The organism is Pseudomonas mosselii (assembly GCF_003205295.1).
GTDB lineage: Bacteria > Pseudomonadota > Gammaproteobacteria > Pseudomonadales > Pseudomonadaceae > Aquipseudomonas > Aquipseudomonas mosselii_B.
Genome location: NZ_QJRP01000059.1, coordinates 1 through 16,152 on the forward strand (window position 1 = coordinate 1; position 16,152 = coordinate 16,152).

15 protein-coding genes and 1 pseudogene are annotated in these 16,152 nt (G+C 65.5%); 3 read left to right on the forward strand and 13 right to left on the reverse strand.

Features of this window, described 5'->3' with window-relative positions; translation table 11 throughout:
* Positions 1 to 353, reverse strand: a pseudogene (locus DMX06_RS25590) (transporter substrate-binding domain-containing protein); the annotation flags it as partial.
* Between the two features lie 131 nt (positions 354 to 484).
* Here DMX06_RS25590 and dnaX point away from each other — a divergent pair.
* The 3 genes from dnaX (at position 485) to recR (ending at position 3,633) form a co-directional block, all read left to right on the forward strand.
* On the forward strand, positions 485 to 2,542 hold the full coding sequence (gene dnaX / locus DMX06_RS25595) for a DNA polymerase III subunit gamma/tau (protein ID WP_110739927.1): 2,058 nt from the start codon (positions 485 to 487) through the stop codon (positions 2,540 to 2,542).
* 64 nt (positions 2,543 to 2,606) lie between these two features.
* Entirely contained in the window at positions 2,607 to 2,942 is a 336-nt protein-coding gene (locus tag DMX06_RS25600) for a YbaB/EbfC family nucleoid-associated protein (protein WP_023632783.1), read from the forward strand.
* Positions 2,943 to 3,030: 88 nt separating this feature from the next.
* Entirely contained in the window at positions 3,031 to 3,633 is a 603-nt protein-coding gene (gene recR, locus DMX06_RS25605; protein WP_028692866.1) for a recombination mediator RecR, read from the forward strand.
* A gap of 94 nt (positions 3,634 to 3,727) precedes the next feature.
* Here recR and DMX06_RS25610 read toward each other — a convergent pair whose 3' ends face one another.
* From DMX06_RS25610 to ccoN, 12 genes are all read right to left on the reverse strand, one after another.
* Entirely contained in the window at positions 3,728 to 4,276 is a 549-nt protein-coding gene (locus tag DMX06_RS25610) for an adenine phosphoribosyltransferase (RefSeq protein ID WP_038705708.1), read from the reverse strand.
* Positions 4,277 to 4,328: 52 nt separating this feature from the next.
* Positions 4,329 to 5,063, reverse strand: coding sequence for a Crp/Fnr family transcriptional regulator FnrA (fnrA, locus tag DMX06_RS25615; RefSeq protein ID WP_110739928.1), 735 nt, complete (start codon positions 5,061 to 5,063; stop codon positions 4,329 to 4,331).
* Positions 5,064 to 5,250: 187 nt separating this feature from the next.
* Entirely contained in the window at positions 5,251 to 6,633 is a 1,383-nt protein-coding gene (gene hemN, locus DMX06_RS25620; protein ID WP_110739929.1) for an oxygen-independent coproporphyrinogen III oxidase, read from the reverse strand.
* A gap of 159 nt (positions 6,634 to 6,792) precedes the next feature.
* Positions 6,793 to 7,476, reverse strand: coding sequence for a sulfite exporter TauE/SafE family protein (locus tag DMX06_RS25625; RefSeq protein WP_110739930.1), 684 nt, complete (start codon positions 7,474 to 7,476; stop codon positions 6,793 to 6,795).
* The gene (gene ccoS, locus DMX06_RS25630; protein WP_110739931.1) at positions 7,469 to 7,681 is read right to left on the reverse strand and encodes a cbb3-type cytochrome oxidase assembly protein CcoS; all 213 of its coding nucleotides are present in this window, start codon (positions 7,679 to 7,681) and stop codon (positions 7,469 to 7,471) included. Before ccoS ends, DMX06_RS25625 begins: the two co-directional genes overlap by 8 nt.
* Entirely contained in the window at positions 7,663 to 10,134 is a 2,472-nt protein-coding gene (locus tag DMX06_RS25635) for a heavy metal translocating P-type ATPase (protein WP_110739932.1), read from the reverse strand. Before DMX06_RS25635 ends, ccoS begins: the two co-directional genes overlap by 19 nt.
* Before the next feature lie 148 nt (positions 10,135 to 10,282).
* On the reverse strand, positions 10,283 to 10,813 hold the full coding sequence (locus DMX06_RS25640) for a FixH family protein (protein WP_110739933.1): 531 nt from the start codon (positions 10,811 to 10,813) through the stop codon (positions 10,283 to 10,285).
* A 15-nt stretch (positions 10,814 to 10,828) separates the two neighbouring features.
* A complete protein-coding gene (gene ccoG / locus DMX06_RS25645) occupies positions 10,829 to 12,244 on the reverse strand; it encodes a cytochrome c oxidase accessory protein CcoG (RefSeq protein WP_110739934.1) in 1,416 nt (471 codons plus the stop codon).
* A 304-nt stretch (positions 12,245 to 12,548) separates the two neighbouring features.
* Positions 12,549 to 13,526 carry a cytochrome-c oxidase, cbb3-type subunit III gene (ccoP, locus tag DMX06_RS25650; RefSeq protein WP_110739935.1) on the reverse strand — a complete coding sequence of 326 codons (978 nt, stop codon included), beginning with the start codon at positions 13,524 to 13,526 and terminating at the stop codon, positions 12,549 to 12,551.
* The gene (locus tag DMX06_RS25655) at positions 13,523 to 13,714 is read right to left on the reverse strand and encodes a CcoQ/FixQ family Cbb3-type cytochrome c oxidase assembly chaperone (RefSeq protein WP_028692875.1); all 192 of its coding nucleotides are present in this window, start codon (positions 13,712 to 13,714) and stop codon (positions 13,523 to 13,525) included. Before DMX06_RS25655 ends, ccoP begins: the two co-directional genes overlap by 4 nt.
* 5 nt (positions 13,715 to 13,719) lie before the next feature.
* A complete protein-coding gene (ccoO, locus tag DMX06_RS25660; RefSeq protein WP_110739936.1) occupies positions 13,720 to 14,328 on the reverse strand; it encodes a cytochrome-c oxidase, cbb3-type subunit II in 609 nt (202 codons plus the stop codon).
* A complete protein-coding gene (ccoN, locus tag DMX06_RS25665) occupies positions 14,328 to 15,770 on the reverse strand; it encodes a cytochrome-c oxidase, cbb3-type subunit I (protein ID WP_011533054.1) in 1,443 nt (480 codons plus the stop codon). The genes ccoO and ccoN overlap by 1 nt, the downstream gene beginning before the upstream one ends.
* Positions 15,771 to 16,152 lie beyond the last annotated feature (382 nt).

Below are 16,152 nucleotides of genomic sequence, written 5' to 3' on the forward strand. Positions count from 1 at the left end.
TCGCCGGGGCGACCGATCAGCAGGTCGCGCTGTTCGATGATGGGGATGCTCCACAGGTAATCGCCCGGTCGGTCGCTCAGCCATTGCGCGGAGACATAGCAGCGCACGTCGATTTCGCCGGCCTGCATCGCCTCTTCCAGGCGCAGGCGGGCCATCACATGGTACTGGGGGCGTGCGTCGGCTTCCCGGGCAATGGCCTGCATCAGCTCGAACAGGATGCCCTCCACCGGCTGCTGGTCCTCGGTGCGCATCAGCGGCATGCTCCAGCTTTCGGCAATCGAGAAGCGCAGCACCGGCGGTTGCGCCAGGCTTTGGGTGGTCCACAGCAACAGGATAGCCAGGACTCGCCGCACGCCTCATCCTCCCTGATCCGCCGTCCGTGTGCCCGTTACTGAGCTTAGTCGAGATCGGCAGGGTGCAATTTCGGCCCCGCTCCGCTAGCATTAGCGCTCTTTCCGCCCGCTCCGGTCACGATGGTTTTTTGATGAGTTATCAGGTTCTTGCACGTAAATGGCGTCCGCGCTCGTTCCGCGAAATGGTCGGCCAGACCCATGTGCTCAAGGCTTTGATCAACGCCCTGGACAACCAGCGCCTGCACCACGCCTATCTGTTCACCGGTACCCGCGGCGTGGGCAAGACCACCATTGCGCGGATCATCGCCAAGTGCCTGAACTGCGAGACCGGCATCACCTCCACCCCGTGCGGCACCTGTTCGGTGTGCCGGGAGATCGACGAAGGCCGATTCGTCGACCTGATCGAGATCGACGCCGCCAGCCGCACCAAGGTCGAAGACACCCGCGAGCTGCTCGACAACGTGCAGTACGCGCCGAGCCGCGGGCGCTTCAAGGTCTACCTGATCGACGAAGTGCACATGCTCTCCACCCACTCGTTCAACGCCTTGTTGAAGACGCTGGAAGAGCCGCCGCCCTACGTCAAGTTCATCCTCGCCACCACCGACCCGCAGAAGCTGCCGGCGACCATCCTGTCGCGCTGCCTGCAGTTCTCGCTGAAGAACATGAGCCCGGAGCGGGTGGTCGAGCACCTGACCCATGTGCTGGGCGCCGAGAGCGTGCCGTTCGAGGAAGACGCCCTGTGGCTGCTCGGCCGCGCCGCCGATGGCTCGATGCGCGACGCCATGAGCCTGACCGACCAGGCCATCGCCTTTGGCGAGGGCAAGGTGCTGGCCGCCGATGTGCGGGCGATGCTCGGCACTCTCGACCATGGCCAGGTATACGGTGTGCTGCAGGCCTTGCTCGAAGGCGATGCCCGGGCATTGCTGGAGGCGGTGCGCGACCTGGCCGAGCAAGGTCCGGACTGGAATGGCGTGCTGTCGGAAATGCTCAATGTGCTGCACCGGGTCGCCATTGCCCAGGCGCTGCCTGAGGCGGTCGACAACGGCCAGGGCGACCGTGAGCGCGTGCTGGCGCTGGCCCAGGCCCTGCCGGCCGAGGATGTGCAGTTCTACTACCAGATGGGTCTGATCGGCCGGCGCGACCTGCCACTGGCGCCGGATCCGCGCGGCGGCTTCGAAATGGTCCTGCTGCGCATGCTGGCGTTCCGCCCGGCCGACACCGATGACGCGCCGAAACCGATACTAAAGCCGGTGGGGATCAGCCAGGCCACAGCTGATCCGGCCCAACCGGTGGCAGCGGCGCCTGCGGTCGTGGCGTCGCCTGTTGCCGCCAGGCCTGACGCTGAAACTGTCGCGCCGGCACCCGTGGTCGAGCCGCCTGTACCGGTCGAGCCGCCGGTCGTCGAAGTGCCTGTCGTTGCCGAAGTGGCCGATGCACCGCAATCGGAGCCTGAGCCAGAGCCGCAGCCTGCCGAGGAAGTCATCGACCTGCCTTGGGAAGAGCCCGTAGCTGCGCTGGCGCCGGTTGCGCCCGAGCAACCGCCCGAGCCGGCACCCGCAGTCGAGGTGGCCAGCCAGCAGCCGGACTACGACGAGCCGCCGTTCGACCCGTCGGCCTACAGCCCGGCGGGCATGGACCGCGACGACGAGCCGCCGGCGGACGAGGACTACTACGCGCCCGACAGCGACCCGGCCGGCTTCAGCTACCTGGACGAGCTGGCCGAGCACGTGCAGGAAGAGGCGCCCGCCCAGGCGGAGCCGCTGCCAGCGGCGATGCCCGCGACCGGGCTGGCCCTGCAATGGCTGGAATTATTCCCACAGTTGCCTGTCTCCGGTATGACAGGCAACATCGCCGCAAACTGTACGCTGATCGCCGCCGATGGCGATGACTGGCTGTTGCACCTGGATCCGGGGCAGGGCGCGCTGTTCAATTCGACGCAGCAGCGCCGCCTGAACGACGCGCTCAACCAGCAGCTGGGCCGCGAGATTCGCCTGAAGATCGAGCTGATCCGCCCCGAGCAGGAAACCCCGGCCCAGGCCGCCTCGCGCAAGCGCGCCGAGCGCCAGCATGACGCTGTGGTGTCGATCGAGCAGGATCCGCTCATCCAGCAGATGATCCGGCAGTTCGGCGCGACGGTCAGGCAGGATACTATTGAGCCTGTAGACGCCCTGGCCAGCCAGGGCCAATGAACGGATAACCATGCGGCCCGCCTGTGCCGGGCCGCATCACATGACCCAATCGAGGTATACCCCCATGATGAAAGGTGGCATGGCCGGCCTGATGAAGCAGGCCCAGCAGATGCAGGAAAAGATGCAGAAGATGCAGGAAGAGCTGGCCAACGCGGAAGTCACCGGCCAGTCCGGCGGCGGTCTGGTCAGCGTGGTGATGACCGGTCGCCACGACGTCAAGCGCGTCAGCATCGACCAGAGCCTGATGTCGACCGACGCCGACGACAAGGAAGTGCTCGAGGACCTGATCGCCGCCGCGCTGAACGACGCCGTGCGCAAGATCGAGCAGAGCAGCCAGGAAAAGATGGGCGGCATGACCGCTGGCATGCAGCTGCCGCCTGGTTTCAAGATGCCGTTCTGATCGGCTTCTGGCTTCACATGGGGAGCAACGACCCGACGGTCGTTGCTCCCTTGTTCATTCTGTTTCCTGAATTGGCAGGCCTGCACACATGAGCTTCAGCCCCCTGATCCGCCAACTGATCGACGCCCTGCGCATCCTGCCCGGCGTTGGCCAGAAAACCGCCCAACGCATGGCCTTGCAGCTGCTCGAACGCGACCGCAGCGGCGGCACGCGCCTGGCCCAGGCCCTGAGCCAGGCCATGGAAGGCGTCGGCCACTGCCGGCAGTGCCGGACCCTGACCGAGCAGGAGCTGTGCCCGCAGTGCGCCGATCCACGCCGCGATGACAGCCAGCTGTGCGTGGTGGAAGGGCCGATGGATGTGTACGCGGTGGAGCAGACTGGCTATCGCGGTCGCTATTTCGTGCTCAAGGGGCACCTGTCGCCGCTTGATGGGCTGGGGCCTGAGGCCATCGGTATTCCGCAGCTGATGGCGCGGATCGAGGAGCAGGGCACCTTCAGCGAGGTGATCCTGGCCACCAACCCCACGGTGGAAGGGGAGGCGACTGCCCATTACATCGCCCAGTTGCTGGCCGAGAAGGGCCTGGCTGCCACGCGTATTGCCCATGGCGTGCCACTGGGCGGGGAGCTGGAGCTGGTGGATGGCGGTACGCTGGCCCATGCGTTTGCCGGACGCAGGCCGATTTCGCTTTGAAGCTGCAAGCTGCAAGCTGCAAGCGACAAGTAAAGGCGGTTATGCGCTGACCTGCTTTTACTTGCAGCTTGAGGCTTGCAGCTTGCTGCTGCTTTTAATATTCGCTGAGGGAGAACTCGGTCAGGCAGAAGGTCGGCACCCCGGCTGCCTGCAGCCGGCGCGAACCTTCCAGCTCCGGCAGGTCGATGATTGCCGCCGCCTCGAACACCTGGGCGCCGGTGCGACGCACCAGGTTGGCCGCGGCCAGCAGGGTGCCGCCGGTGGCGATCAGGTCATCGAAGATCAATACCGAGTCGCCATCGCAGAGGCTGTCGGCGTGCACTTCCAGGAAGGCTTCGCCGTACTCGGTCTGGTAACCCTCCGACAGCACGTCGGCCGGCAGCTTGCCCTGCTTGCGGAACAGGATCAGCGGTTTGTTCAGCTGGTGGGCGATGATCGAGCCGATCAGGAAACCCCGCGCGTCCATGGCGCCGATATGGCTGAACTCGGCTTCGACATAGCGCTCGATGAACTGGTCGGCGACATAGCGCAGCCCGCGCGGCGACTGGAACAGCGGGGTGATGTCGCGGAAGATCACGCCCGGCTTGGGAAAGTCCACTACCGGGCGGATCAGGGCTTTGAGGTCGAAGGTGTCGCTGTGCATGGGCGGGTATCCTGGAAAAACTCGGCGCCAGTATACCCTGTCCGCAGGGCGATCAGGCGTCCAGCGCACCACCGGCCAGCGCGCACAGCTGGATCGGGTCGAGGATGTGCACTTCCTTGCCCTCGGCCTTGAGCAGACCGTTTTGCTGGAAGCGGGTGAACACCCGCGACACGGTTTCCACCGCCAGGCCCAGGTAGTTGCCGATCTCGTTGCGCGACATGCTCAGGCGGAACTGGTTGGCCGAATAGCCGCGGGCACGGAAGCGCGCCGACAGGTTGACCAGGAAGGTGGCGATACGCTCGTCGGCGGTCTTCTTCGACAGCAGCAGCATCATCTGCTGGTCGTCGCGGATCTCGCGGCTCATCACCCGCATCAGCTGGCGACGCAGTTGCGGCAGCTGCACCGAGAGCTCGTCGAGGCGCTCGAAGGGGATTTCGCACACCGAGGTGGTTTCCTGGGCCTGGGCCGACACCGGATAGGCCTCGGTGTCCATGCCGGACAGGCCGACCAGCTCGCTGGGCAGGTGGAAGCCGGTGATCTGCTCTTCGCCGGCATCACTGAGGCTGAAGGTTTTCAGGGCGCCAGAGCGAACCGCGTAGACCGAGCCGAAATTGTCACCCTGGCGGAACAGGAATTCGCCTTTCTTCAGCGGGCGACCGCGTTTGACGATTTCGTCCAGTGCATCCATGTCTTCCAGGTTCAGGGACAGGGGCAGGCACAGGGGGGCCAGGCTGCAATCCTTGCAGTGGGCCTGGTTGTGTGGGCGCAGTTTTACTGGCTCGGACATTTCTTTCGATCCTTGTGGGAAAGCACACATAAGCCGTAAGGATAACCTGCGGCATGGGCTGTAGGCCAGTGTGCGCATTTTTGGTGCACGCTAGCGGCGGCAGGGAAGGGGTGTTCCGCTACCGTTCAACTGTCCATAGTGTGCCCCGAAAGGCGGGCTGTCCATGCGGTGAAACGCCTCAATCGCCTCAGATCACCCGCGAGAAACGCTGGCGATTCTGCTGCGCGAGGTAGGCGTCGAACACCATGCATACCGAGCGCGCCAGGAGGCGGCCGGCCGGCTGGATGCGGATGCCTTTGCTGTCCAGGCTGATCAGGCCGTCGCGCTGCATGGCTTGCAGCTGTGGCCACAGCTCCTTGAAGTAGCCACGAAAATCGATGGTGAAGGCCTGCTCGAACGCCTCGAAATCCAGTTCGAAGTGGCAGATAAGTTGCTGGATCACTGCTCGGCGCAGACGGTCGTCCTGGTTGCACAAAAGGCCACGCTGGGTCGCCAACTGGGCGGTGGAGAGCGTGTCCTGGTAGGTATTGAGGTCGCTACTGTTCTGGCAGTACAGGTCGCCGATCTGGCTGATCGCCGACACGCCCAGGCCGATCAGGTCGCAGTGGCCATGGGTGGTGTAGCCCTGGAAGTTTCGCTGCAGGGTGCCTTCCTCCTGGGCAATGGCCAGCTCGTCGTCGGGCAGGGCGAAGTGGTCCATGCCGATGTAGCGGTAGCCGGCGGCGGTCAGTTGGTCGATGGTGGCGTGGAGCATTTCCAGCTTGGCCGCCGGTGCCGGCAGGTCGGCGCTGTCGATGCGCCGCTGGGGCATGAAGCGCTCGGGCAGGTGCGCGTAGTTGAATACCGACAGGCGGTCGGGCTGCAGGCGGATTACCTCGTCGACGGTACGGGCGAAACCTTCCGGAGTCTGCTTCGGCAAGCCGTAGATCAGGTCGAGGTTGATCGAGCGAAATTGCAGGGTGCGCGCCGCCTCGATCAGGGTGCGGGTCTGCTCCAGGCTCTGCAGGCGGTTGACCGCGCGCTGCACGGCCGGATCGAGGTCCTGCACGCCGAGGCTGACGCGGTTGAAGCCCAGCTCGCGCAGCAGGCCCATGGTTGACCAGTCGGCCTCGCGCGGGTCGATCTCGATGCCGTAGTCGCCGGAGTCGTCGTCCAGCAGGTGGAAGTGCTGGCGCAGGGTGGCCATCAGCTGGCGCAGTTCGACATGGCTGAGGAAGGTCGGCGTGCCGCCGCCGAAGTGCAGCTGCTCGACCACCTGTTTCGGGTCGAGGTGGCAGGCGATCAGCTGGATTTCCTGCTCCAGGCGCTGCAGGTAGGGCGCGGCGCGGCCACGGTCCTTGGTGATGACCTTGTTGCAGGCGCAGTAGTAGCAGATGTTGGCGCAGAACGGCACGTGTACGTACAACGACAGCGGGCGCGTGGCGCGGCGGCTTTCGCGCAGGGCGTGAAGCAGGTCGAACGAGCCCACTTCGCCGTGCAGTTGCACGGCGGTCGGATAGGAGGTGTAGCGTGGCCCGGCCAGATCGTAGCGACGAATCAGGTCGGCGTCCCAGCGTAGGTCGTCGAGCATGTGGGTGGTCCCCGGATAGAGCTGCAGTGTCCGGAGTCTAGGGGCGGATGTAAGAAGTCGTGTTGATTTGTATCAAGGTGAGTTGGCGACCCTGTCGCAGGGCAAGCCAGCTCCCACGCGTTGGCGCGGAGCTGGCGTGGGAGCGGGCTTGCCCCGCGATCAATGTCCCATCAACCAATGCTGGTGAGGCCCGGGCAGTGTCCATAGGCCAAAGAGGATCACCAGCACGCCGCCGGCCATGCGCACCCCGCGCTTGCGCAGCAGGCGACCCACGCGCTCGGCGGCAAGCCCGGTGGCCAGCAGCACCGGCCAGGTGCCGACGCCGAACGCCAGCATCAGCGCCGCGCTGTGCAGCGCATCGCCCTGGCTCGCTGCCCACAGCAGGGTGCTGTACACCAGGCCGCACGGCAGCCAGCCCCACAGGGCGCCCAGCAGCAGGGCGCGGGGCAGGCTGGACACCGGCAGCAGTCGGGTGGCGAGCGGTTGCACATGGCGCCACAGGCCGCGTCCGAGCGCCTCGATACGGGTCAGCCCACTCCACCAGCCGGCCAGGTACAGGCCCATGGCGATCAGCAGCAGTGCCGCGACAACGCGCAAGCCGATGGCCAGCGGGCTGCTGGCCAGCGCCACGCCGGCAAGGCCGAGCAACAGACCGGCGGCGGCATAGCTGAGGATGCGCCCGAGGTTGTAGGCCAGCAGCAGGCGTAGGCGGCGGCCGCGCTGTTCAGCAGGGATGGCCAGGGTGAGGGCGCCCATCAGGCCGCCGCACATGCCCAGGCAGTGGCCGCCACCGAGCAGGCCCAGGACCAGCGCCGAGCCCAGGAGCGGAATCAGTTCAGGCACGTGGCGTGGGGTCCTTGTCGTCGGGCTGTTCATCTCCGGGCTTCACGGCGGCCTGGTGGCGCGGGTCCTGGTCATCGAACAGGATGCTGTGGGCCGGGCCTTCGAGGTCGTCGTACTGGCCGCTGTCCACCGCCCAGAAGAAGATATACACGGCGACGCCGACCAGCAGCAGGGCGGCGGGGATCATCACGTAGAGGGCGGGCATAGCGGTTTCCTTTCGAGCGACGTCGGCTCGCGCGCGCCCGGCGCCGCCTCGGCGGGTAGCCGGGTCAGGCGCAGGGCGTTGAGCACCACGATCAGCGAACTGACCGACATGCCGATCGCCGCCCACACCGGGGTGATCCAGCCGATCGCGGCGAACGGCAGCATGAGGCCATTGTACAGCGTCGCCCAGAGCAGGTTCTCGACAATGTTGCGGCGGGTCCGGCGAGCCAGGTCGAAGGCCTGCACCAGCGCCTGCAGGCGGTTGGACAGCAGCACCGCGTCGGCGCTGGTCTTGGCAAGGTCGGTGGCGCTGCCCATGGCGATGCTGATGTCGGCGGCGGCCAGCACCGGCACGTCGTTGACGCCATCGCCGAGCATCAGCACCTTGTGGCCCTCGCCTTGCAGGGCCTTGAGGCGGGTCAGCTTGTCGTCCGGGCGCAGGCCGCCGATCGCCTGGTCGATGCCCAGTTGCGTGGCCACTTCCGCGACCATTGGCGAGCTGTCGCCGGACAGCAGCAGCGTTTGCCAGCCCCGGGCCTTGCAGGCGGCCACCAGGTCCTGGGCGTCGTCGCGCAGGCGGTCGTCCAGTCCGAACCAGGCCAGCGGCCCTTGCCGGTCCCCCAGCAGCAACCATTGCCCGCGTGGCTCCGGCACGGCGGGGACCTCGGCGCCGCTGAGGGCGCAGACGAAGGCGGCCTGGCCGATGCGCAGGCGCTGGCCGGCCAACTCGCCTTCCAGGCCCAGCCCCGGCATGGCGCTGACGCTTTCGGCGGCCTCGGCGGCGCGGCCGAAGGCGCGGGCGATAGGGTGCTCGGAGCGGTTCTCCAGCGCGGCGGCCAGCGCCAGGCACTGGTCGCTGTCCAGTCGGCCCAGCGGACGCACGCTGCGCAGGGCCAGGCGGCCCTCGGTGAGGGTGCCGGTCTTGTCGAAGATCACCGTGTCGATCTGGTTCAGCCCCTCCAGCACATGCCCGCGGGTGACCAGCAGGCCGAGCTTGTGCAGGCTGCCGGTGGCGGCGGTAAGGGCGGTCGGCGTGGCCAGCGACAGGGCGCAAGGGCAGGTGGCGACCAGCATGGCCAGGACGATCCAGAACGCCCGTGGCGCATCCAGTTGCCACCAGACCACGCCGATCACGGCGGCGGCCACCAGGGTGAACAACAGGAACCATTGCGAGGCGCGGTCGGCGATTTCCGCCAGGCGCGGTTTTTCCGACTGGGCGCGCTCCAGCAGGCGGACGATGGCCGACAGGCGCGAGTCCTGGCCCAGGGCCTGGACCTCGACGGTGAGGGTGCTTTCGACGTTGAGGGTGCCACCGGTCACACGGTCGCCGACGCGGCGGGCCAGGGGCAGGTATTCACCGGTCAGCAGCGATTCGTCGACGCTGGAGCGACCGTCGACGATCAGCCCGTCGGCCGGGATCACGGCGCCGGGCAGCACCTGCACCTGGTCGCCGCACTGCAGTTCGCCGAGCAGGATGCGCTCGCCCTGACCGTTGGCGTCCAGGCGCAGGCACGAGGCCGGCAACAGGTTGACCAGTTGCGCGGTTGCCGCTGCAGTGCGCTCGCGGGCCCGGCGCTCCAGATAGCGGCCAGTGAGCAGGAACAGGGCGAACATGCCGACGGTGTCGAAGTACAGCTCGCCGCTGCCGGTGATCGCGGTCCAGATCCCGGCGCAGTAGGCCAGGGCGATGGCCAGCGACACCGAGACGTCCATGGTCAGGTGGCGGGTGCGCAGGTCGCGGGCCGCGCCCTTGAAGAACGGCGCGCAGCTGTAGAACACGATGGGGGTGGTGAGGAACAGCGCGACCCAGCGCAGGATGGTGTGCAGCTCGGGCGACAGGTCGATGTTGAATTCCGGCCAGGTGGCCATGGTCGCCATCATCGCCTGGAACCACAGCAGCCCTGCCACGCCCAGGCGGCGCAAGGCGCTGCGGTTTTCCCGGGCAAGCTGTTCGGCGGCCTGGTCGGGCTGGTAGGGGTGGGCGGCGTAGCCGATCTGGCGCAGCTCGGCCAGCAGTCTGGACAGTGGCAGTTGCTGGTCGTCCCAGCTGACCAGCAGGCGGTGGTTGGACAGGTTCAAGCGGGCGTCGTCGACGCCGGCCAGGTTGCGCAGGTGCTTCTCGATCAGCCAGCCGCAGGCGGCGCAGCTGATGCCCTCGACCATCAGGATGGTTTCGGCCAGCTCGCCGGCATGGCGCACGAACGATTGCTGCACATCGCTGCGGTCGTACAGCGCCAGTTCATCCTGGAGCTGGCGGGGTAGGGCTTCGGGGTTGGCGCTGGTGTCGCTGCGGTGCTGGTAGTAGTGCTCCAGGCCGCCGGCGACGATGGACTCGGCCACTGCCTGGCAGCCGGGGCAGCAGAACTGTCGCGGCTCGCCGAGGACCACGGCGGTGAAGCGGTTGCCGGCGGGGACGGGCAGGGCGCAGTGGTAGCAGGGGGTGGGTTGGGTCATTTTGGTGCGGTCTTGTACTTTGAGGTTGTTGGGGCTGCTTTGCAGCCCTTTCGCGACGCAAGGCCGCTCCTACAGGGGATCGCGTGTCCCTGTAGGAGCGGCCTTGTGTCGCGAAAGGGGCGCAAGGCGCCCCCGGCGGTGCGGCGGTTCATTGCTGGTGCTCGGCACCTTGCAACGCCTCATCCCCCAGCTGCAAGGTCACCCCATGCTCGACCTTCTCCTCCTCGAACAACCGCCACACATGCTCATCCTGGCTGCCCAGCAGCTCGACGAAGCGTCGCCCCTGGACCTTGTCGTCGAGCTGGCCGACATAGCGGCCCTGCTCGGCGCGGATCAGCGGCACCCTGCGGTCCTTGTCCGGCTGGGTCGGCGAGATCAGGTTCAGCTCCAGCGCCTGCGGGTCGCTGTTGCCGGTCAGGCGCACTTCCACTTCGCCGGTCAGCTCGTCCAGGTGCACGCTGGCCTTGAGGTTGAGGGTCTGGGCCAGCAGTTCGCGGTCCAGCGAGCGGTTGATGCCCTTGCCGGCCTCGTAGTAGTTGTCGTTGACCAGGTTGTCCGGGTTGCGCACGGCAATGCTGACCATGGTCAGGCTCAGGCACACCGAAGTGGCCAGGATGCCGATGATGATCCAGGGCCAGAGGTGCTTGTACCAGGGGCTGGCGGCGGTGGCTGCAGGCATTGTTGGTGTTCTCTCTCAGCGGATCTGTGGGCCGATGAAACGGCTCTTGGCTTCAACCTGGCTGGCGCTGTCGTCGGCGTCCTTGAGGATGAAGGTGATTTCGTTGGTGGTCGAGGGCAGTTGTTCCGGGGCAACCGACAACTGCACCGGCAGGTTGACGATGTCGCCGGCGCTAACGCGGATCTCGCGCTGGCCTTCGAGCTTGAGGTCGGGCAGGCCGGCGGCGTCGAGCACGTAGACGTGGTCGCGCTGGTCCTTGTTCATCACCTTCAGGCTGTAGACGTTCTCGATCCGCCCCTGGGCGTTCTCACGGTACAGCACACGATCCTTGGCCACGTCGAAACCGATCAGCGAGCGGGTGGCGAAGGCGGTGGCCAGGGCGCCGATCATCACCAGCAGCACCAGGGCATAGCCGATCAGGCGCGGGCGCAGCATGTGGGTCTTCTGCCCGGACAGATTGTGTTCGGTGGTGTAGCTGATCAGCCCCTTGGGGTAGTTCATCTTGTCCATGATGCTGTCGCAGGCGTCGATGCAGGCGGCGCAGCCGATGCACTCGATCTGCAGGCCGTCACGGATGTCGATGCCGGTGGGGCAGACCTGCACGCACATGGTGCAGTCGATGCAGTCGCCCAGGCCCTTGGCCTTGTAGTCGATGTCTTTCTTGCGCGGGCCGCGGGTCTCGCCGCGGCGCGGATCGTAGGAGACGATCAGGGTGTCCTTGTCGAACATAACGCTCTGGAAGCGCGCGTACGGGCACATGTAGATGCACACCTGCTCGCGCAGCCAGCCGGCGTTGCCGTAGGTGGCCAGGGTGAAGAAGCCGACCCAGAAGTAGGCCCAGCCATCGGCCTGGCCGGTAAAGAATTCGATGGCCAGCTCGCGGATGGGCGAGAAGTAGCCGACGAAGGTCATGCCGGTGACGAAGCCGATCAGCAGCCACAGGCTGTGCTTGGCCAGCTTGCGCAGGAACTTGTTGGCGCTCATGGGTGCCTTGTCCAGCTTCATGCGCTGGTTGCGGTCGCCTTCGGTGACTTTCTCGCACCACATGAACACCCAGGTCCATACGCTTTGCGGACAGGTGTAGCCGCACCAGACCCTCCCTGCGTACACGGTGATGAAGAACAGGCCGAAGGCGGCGACGATCAGGATCCCCGAGAGCAGGATGAAGTCCTGGGGCCAGATGGTGGCACCGAAGATGTAGAACTTGCGTTCGGGCAGGTTCCACCAGACGGCCTGGTGGCCGCCCCAGTTCAGCCAGACGGTGCCGAAGTACAGCAGGAACAGCGCCGCGCCACCGACCATCCGCAGCCTGCGGAAGATGCCGGTGAAGGCGCGGGTATAGATTTTTTCGCGCGAGGCGTAGAGGTCGACGGAATCCTTCCCTTTGCTGGCAGGCGGGGTGACGTCATGTACCGGAATTTGCTTGCTCATCATCAAGTCCCACGGCAGTGGAGAAATGCCGCGGCCAGTGCGTGCCGGCCGCAGTCTCGCGCGTTCTGCTAGCGCTCTGCGGCCCATGATACGCCTGAGATGGCGCGTGCGGGGCGCGCTGCGACCTTTAGTCGCGTTGGGTTCGTGGTGTGAATCGTGTTATGGCGGGTGTCAATTGATTCAGGTCATGAGGCCTGCAGGAATTATGCTGTCAGTGCCGGCCTCTTCGCGGGTAAACCCGCTCCCACAGGTTCAGTGAAGTACCTGTGGGAGCGGGTTTACCCGCGAAGAGGCCAGGCCTGCCTTACTCGGTCTTGGCCGGTTCCGCCTGATGCGACAAGCTGTACACATAAGCGGCCAGCAAGTGCACCTTGTCATTACCCTGCATCTGCGCCTGGGCCGGCATCTGCCCCTGGCGGCCATAGCGGATGGTCTGCTGCAACTGGGCGAAGCTCGAGCCGTAGATGAATGCCTGCGGATGGGTCAGGTTAGGCGCGCCCATGGCCGGGGTGCCCTTGCCTTCAGGCCCGTGGCAGGCCACGCAGTTGGTGGCGAAGATCTGCTGGCCCTTGGCCGGGTCGGCCTTGGCGTCCTCGGGCAGCTTGCGCCCGTCCAGGTTGGTCAGCACGAAGGCCGCCACGTCCGCCACGCCCTGTTCGCCGATCACTGTGGCCCAGCCCGGCATCACGCCGTGGCGACCGTTCATGATGGTGGTCTTGATGGTCTGCGGCTCACCGCCCCAGCGCCAGTCGCTGTCGGTCAGGTTGGGGAAGCCGTAGGAGCCCCGGGCGTCGGAACCGTGGCACACCGAGCAGTTGGAGGCGAACAGGCGGGCGCCCATCTTCAGGGCCTGCGGGTCCTTGGCCACGTCCTCCAGCGGCATGGCGGCGAACTTGGCGAAGATCGGCCCGAAACGGGCGTCGGCCTTGGCCATTTCCTTTTCCCACTCGTGCACGCCGGTCCAGCCGGCCTGGCCGTTGGAGAACTCGGTCTTCTTGTCGTTATCGACATACGCGTAGCCGGGCAGGATGCCTTTCCAGTTGCCCAGGCCGGGGTACAGCACCAGGTAGCCGAGGGCGAAGACGACGGTACCGACGAACAGCCAGAACCACCATTTCGGCAGCGGGTTGTCGTACTCCTCGATGCCGTCGAAGGCGTGGCCGACGACCTCGTCGGTGATTTCCTCGCGCTGGCCCCTGCGGGTCGACAGCAGCAGCCAGGTCAAGGCGAAGATGGTGCCCAGGGTCAGGACGGTGACGTACAGACTCCAGAAGGTTGTCATTGTTGTTTGCTCCTAGAAGCTTTTGCTTGCTCGACGTGCCGGGTGGCTTCTGGATCGTCCGCGAACGGCAATTGCGTCGCCTCGTCGAATTCCTGCTTGCGCCGCGGGCTGAACACCCACAGCGCCAGGCCCACGAAGGCCACCAGCACCACGACGGTGCCCAGGCCGCGAATCATCCCGATATCCATCAGCGTCACCGTTTGCTTTTGATGAGGGTGCCAAGACCTTGCAGGTACGCCACGATGGCGTCCATCTCGGTCTTGCCCTTGACCGCGTCCTTGGCACCGGCGATGTCCTCGTCGGTGTACGGCGTGCCCAGGGTGCGCAGCACTTCCATCTTCTTGGCGGTGTCCTTGCCGTCGAGTTTGTTTTCCACCAGCCACGGGTACGACGGCATCTTCGACTCCGGTACCACGTTGCGCGGGTTGTACAGGTGCGCGCGGTGCCAGTCGTCCGAGTAGCGGCCGCCGACACGGGCCAGGTCGGGACCTGTGCGCTTGGAGCCCCACAGGAACGGGTGGTCCCACACGCTTTCGCCGGCCACCGAGTAGTGGCCATAGCGTTCGGTCTCGGCGCGGAACGGCCGGATCATCTGCGAGTGGCAGCCCACGCAGCCTTCGCGGATGTAGATGTCGCGGCCTTCGAGCTCCAGCGCGGTACGCGGCTTCATGCCCTCGACCGGCTTGTTGGTGACGTCCTGGAAGAACAGCGGGACGATCTGGGTGAGGCCACCGACGCTGACGGCGATGACCATGAAGAAGGCCATCAGGCCGATATTCTTCTCGACTGCTTCATGCTTCATCAGTGGGCTCCCACGACGACGATCTTGGCGGCTTCCTCAGCCTGAACCGGGTTGGCGGCGCGCACGGTACGGAACACGTTGTAGGCCATCAGCAGCATGCCGGAGGCGAAGAACGCACCGCCCAGGGCGCGGACGATGAAGCCCGGGTGGCTGGCCTGCAGGGCTTCGACGAAGGAGTAGGTGAGGGTGCCGTCGTCGTTGATGGCGCGCCACATCAGGCCCTGGGTGATGCCGTTGACCCACATCGAGGCGATGTACAGCACGGTGCCGATGGTTGCCAGCCAGAAGTGCGCGTTGATCAGGCCGACGCTGTGCATCTGCTCGCGGCCGTAGAGTTTCGGGATCATGTGGTAGACCGCGCCGATCGAGATCATCGCTACCCAGCCGAGGGCGCCGGCGTGGACGTGGCCGATGGTCCAGTCGGTGTAGTGCGACAGCGAGTTGACCGTCTTGATGGCCATCATCGGGCCTTCGAAGGTGGACATGCCGTAGAACGCCAGCGACACCACCAAAAAGCGCAGGATCGGGTCGGTGCGCAGCTTATGCCAGGCCCCCGACAGGGTCATCATGCCGTTGATCATGCCGCCCCAGCTCGGCGCAAGGAGGATGATCGACATCACCATGCCCAGCGACTGCGCCCAGTCCGGCAGTGCGGTGTAGTGCAGGTGGTGGGGGCCTGCCCAGATATACAGGGTGATCAGCGCCCAGAAGTGCACGATCGACAGGCGATAGGAGTAGATCGGGCGTTCGGCCTGTTTCGGGACGAAGTAGTACATCATCCCGAGGAAGCCGGTGGTGAGGAAGAAGCCCACGGCGTTGTGGCCGTACCACCACTGGATCATCGCGTCGGTGGCGCCGGCGTAGGCCGAGTAGGACTTGAACAGGCTCACCGGCAGCGAGATGTGGTTGACGATGTGCAGCATCGCGGTGACCACGATGAAGGCGCCGTAGAACCAGTTGCCGACGTAGATGTGCTTGGTCTTGCGCTTGACGATGGTGCCGAAGAACACCAGGGCGTAGGTGACCCAGACGATGGCCAGCAGGATTGCCAGTGGCCATTCGAGCTCGGCGTATTCCTTGGTGGTGGTGAAGCCCATCGGCAGGGTGATCAGCGCGCCGACGATCACCGCCTGCCAGCCCCAGAAGGTGAAGGCGGCCATGCTGTCGGAGATCAGGCGGGTCTGGCAGGTACGCTGCACCACGTAGTAGCTGGTGCCGAACAGGGCACAGCCACCGAAGGCGAAGATCACCAGGTTGGTGTGCAACGGGCGCAGGCGGCCAAAGCTCGTCCATGGCAGGTCCAGGTTGAGCTGGGGCCATACCAGTTGCGAGGCGATGAAGACGCCGAGCCCCATGCCAAGGATCCCCCAGACCACCGTCATGATGGCGAACTGGCGGACGACCTTATAGTTATAAGCAGTCGGACTGATTGCAGTGCTCATTCTAAGGTTCCACGGTTTGGGTGTTCTTGTTGGTTGGTAAATCGGCGCCAGTATCGATAACCACCAGGGTTATGGCAACGCAAGGAAACCTGCGCCGACCCGTGTCCAGACCCTTTTCACCGCCGTCCCGCGGCTCTTGGGTTGGATGATTGTACACAAATAAATATTTGTAATGTGTACCGTTTTCCATGTTTTTCTGATCGTTCGGTCAAGCTTTTTAATCGGGGACGGGCACGCAAGGCGTCATCCCAAAGCCGCAGGCTCGTGAGCGTGGAGTCGATGCGTGGTGTCAGGCTGTGCACCACGTCTGTTCCGCCCGCTGCGAGCGAAGCCACTGTGGCAACAAGCTTAGTTGTGTTCGGAGGGGGTGCAAGGCGGGGAG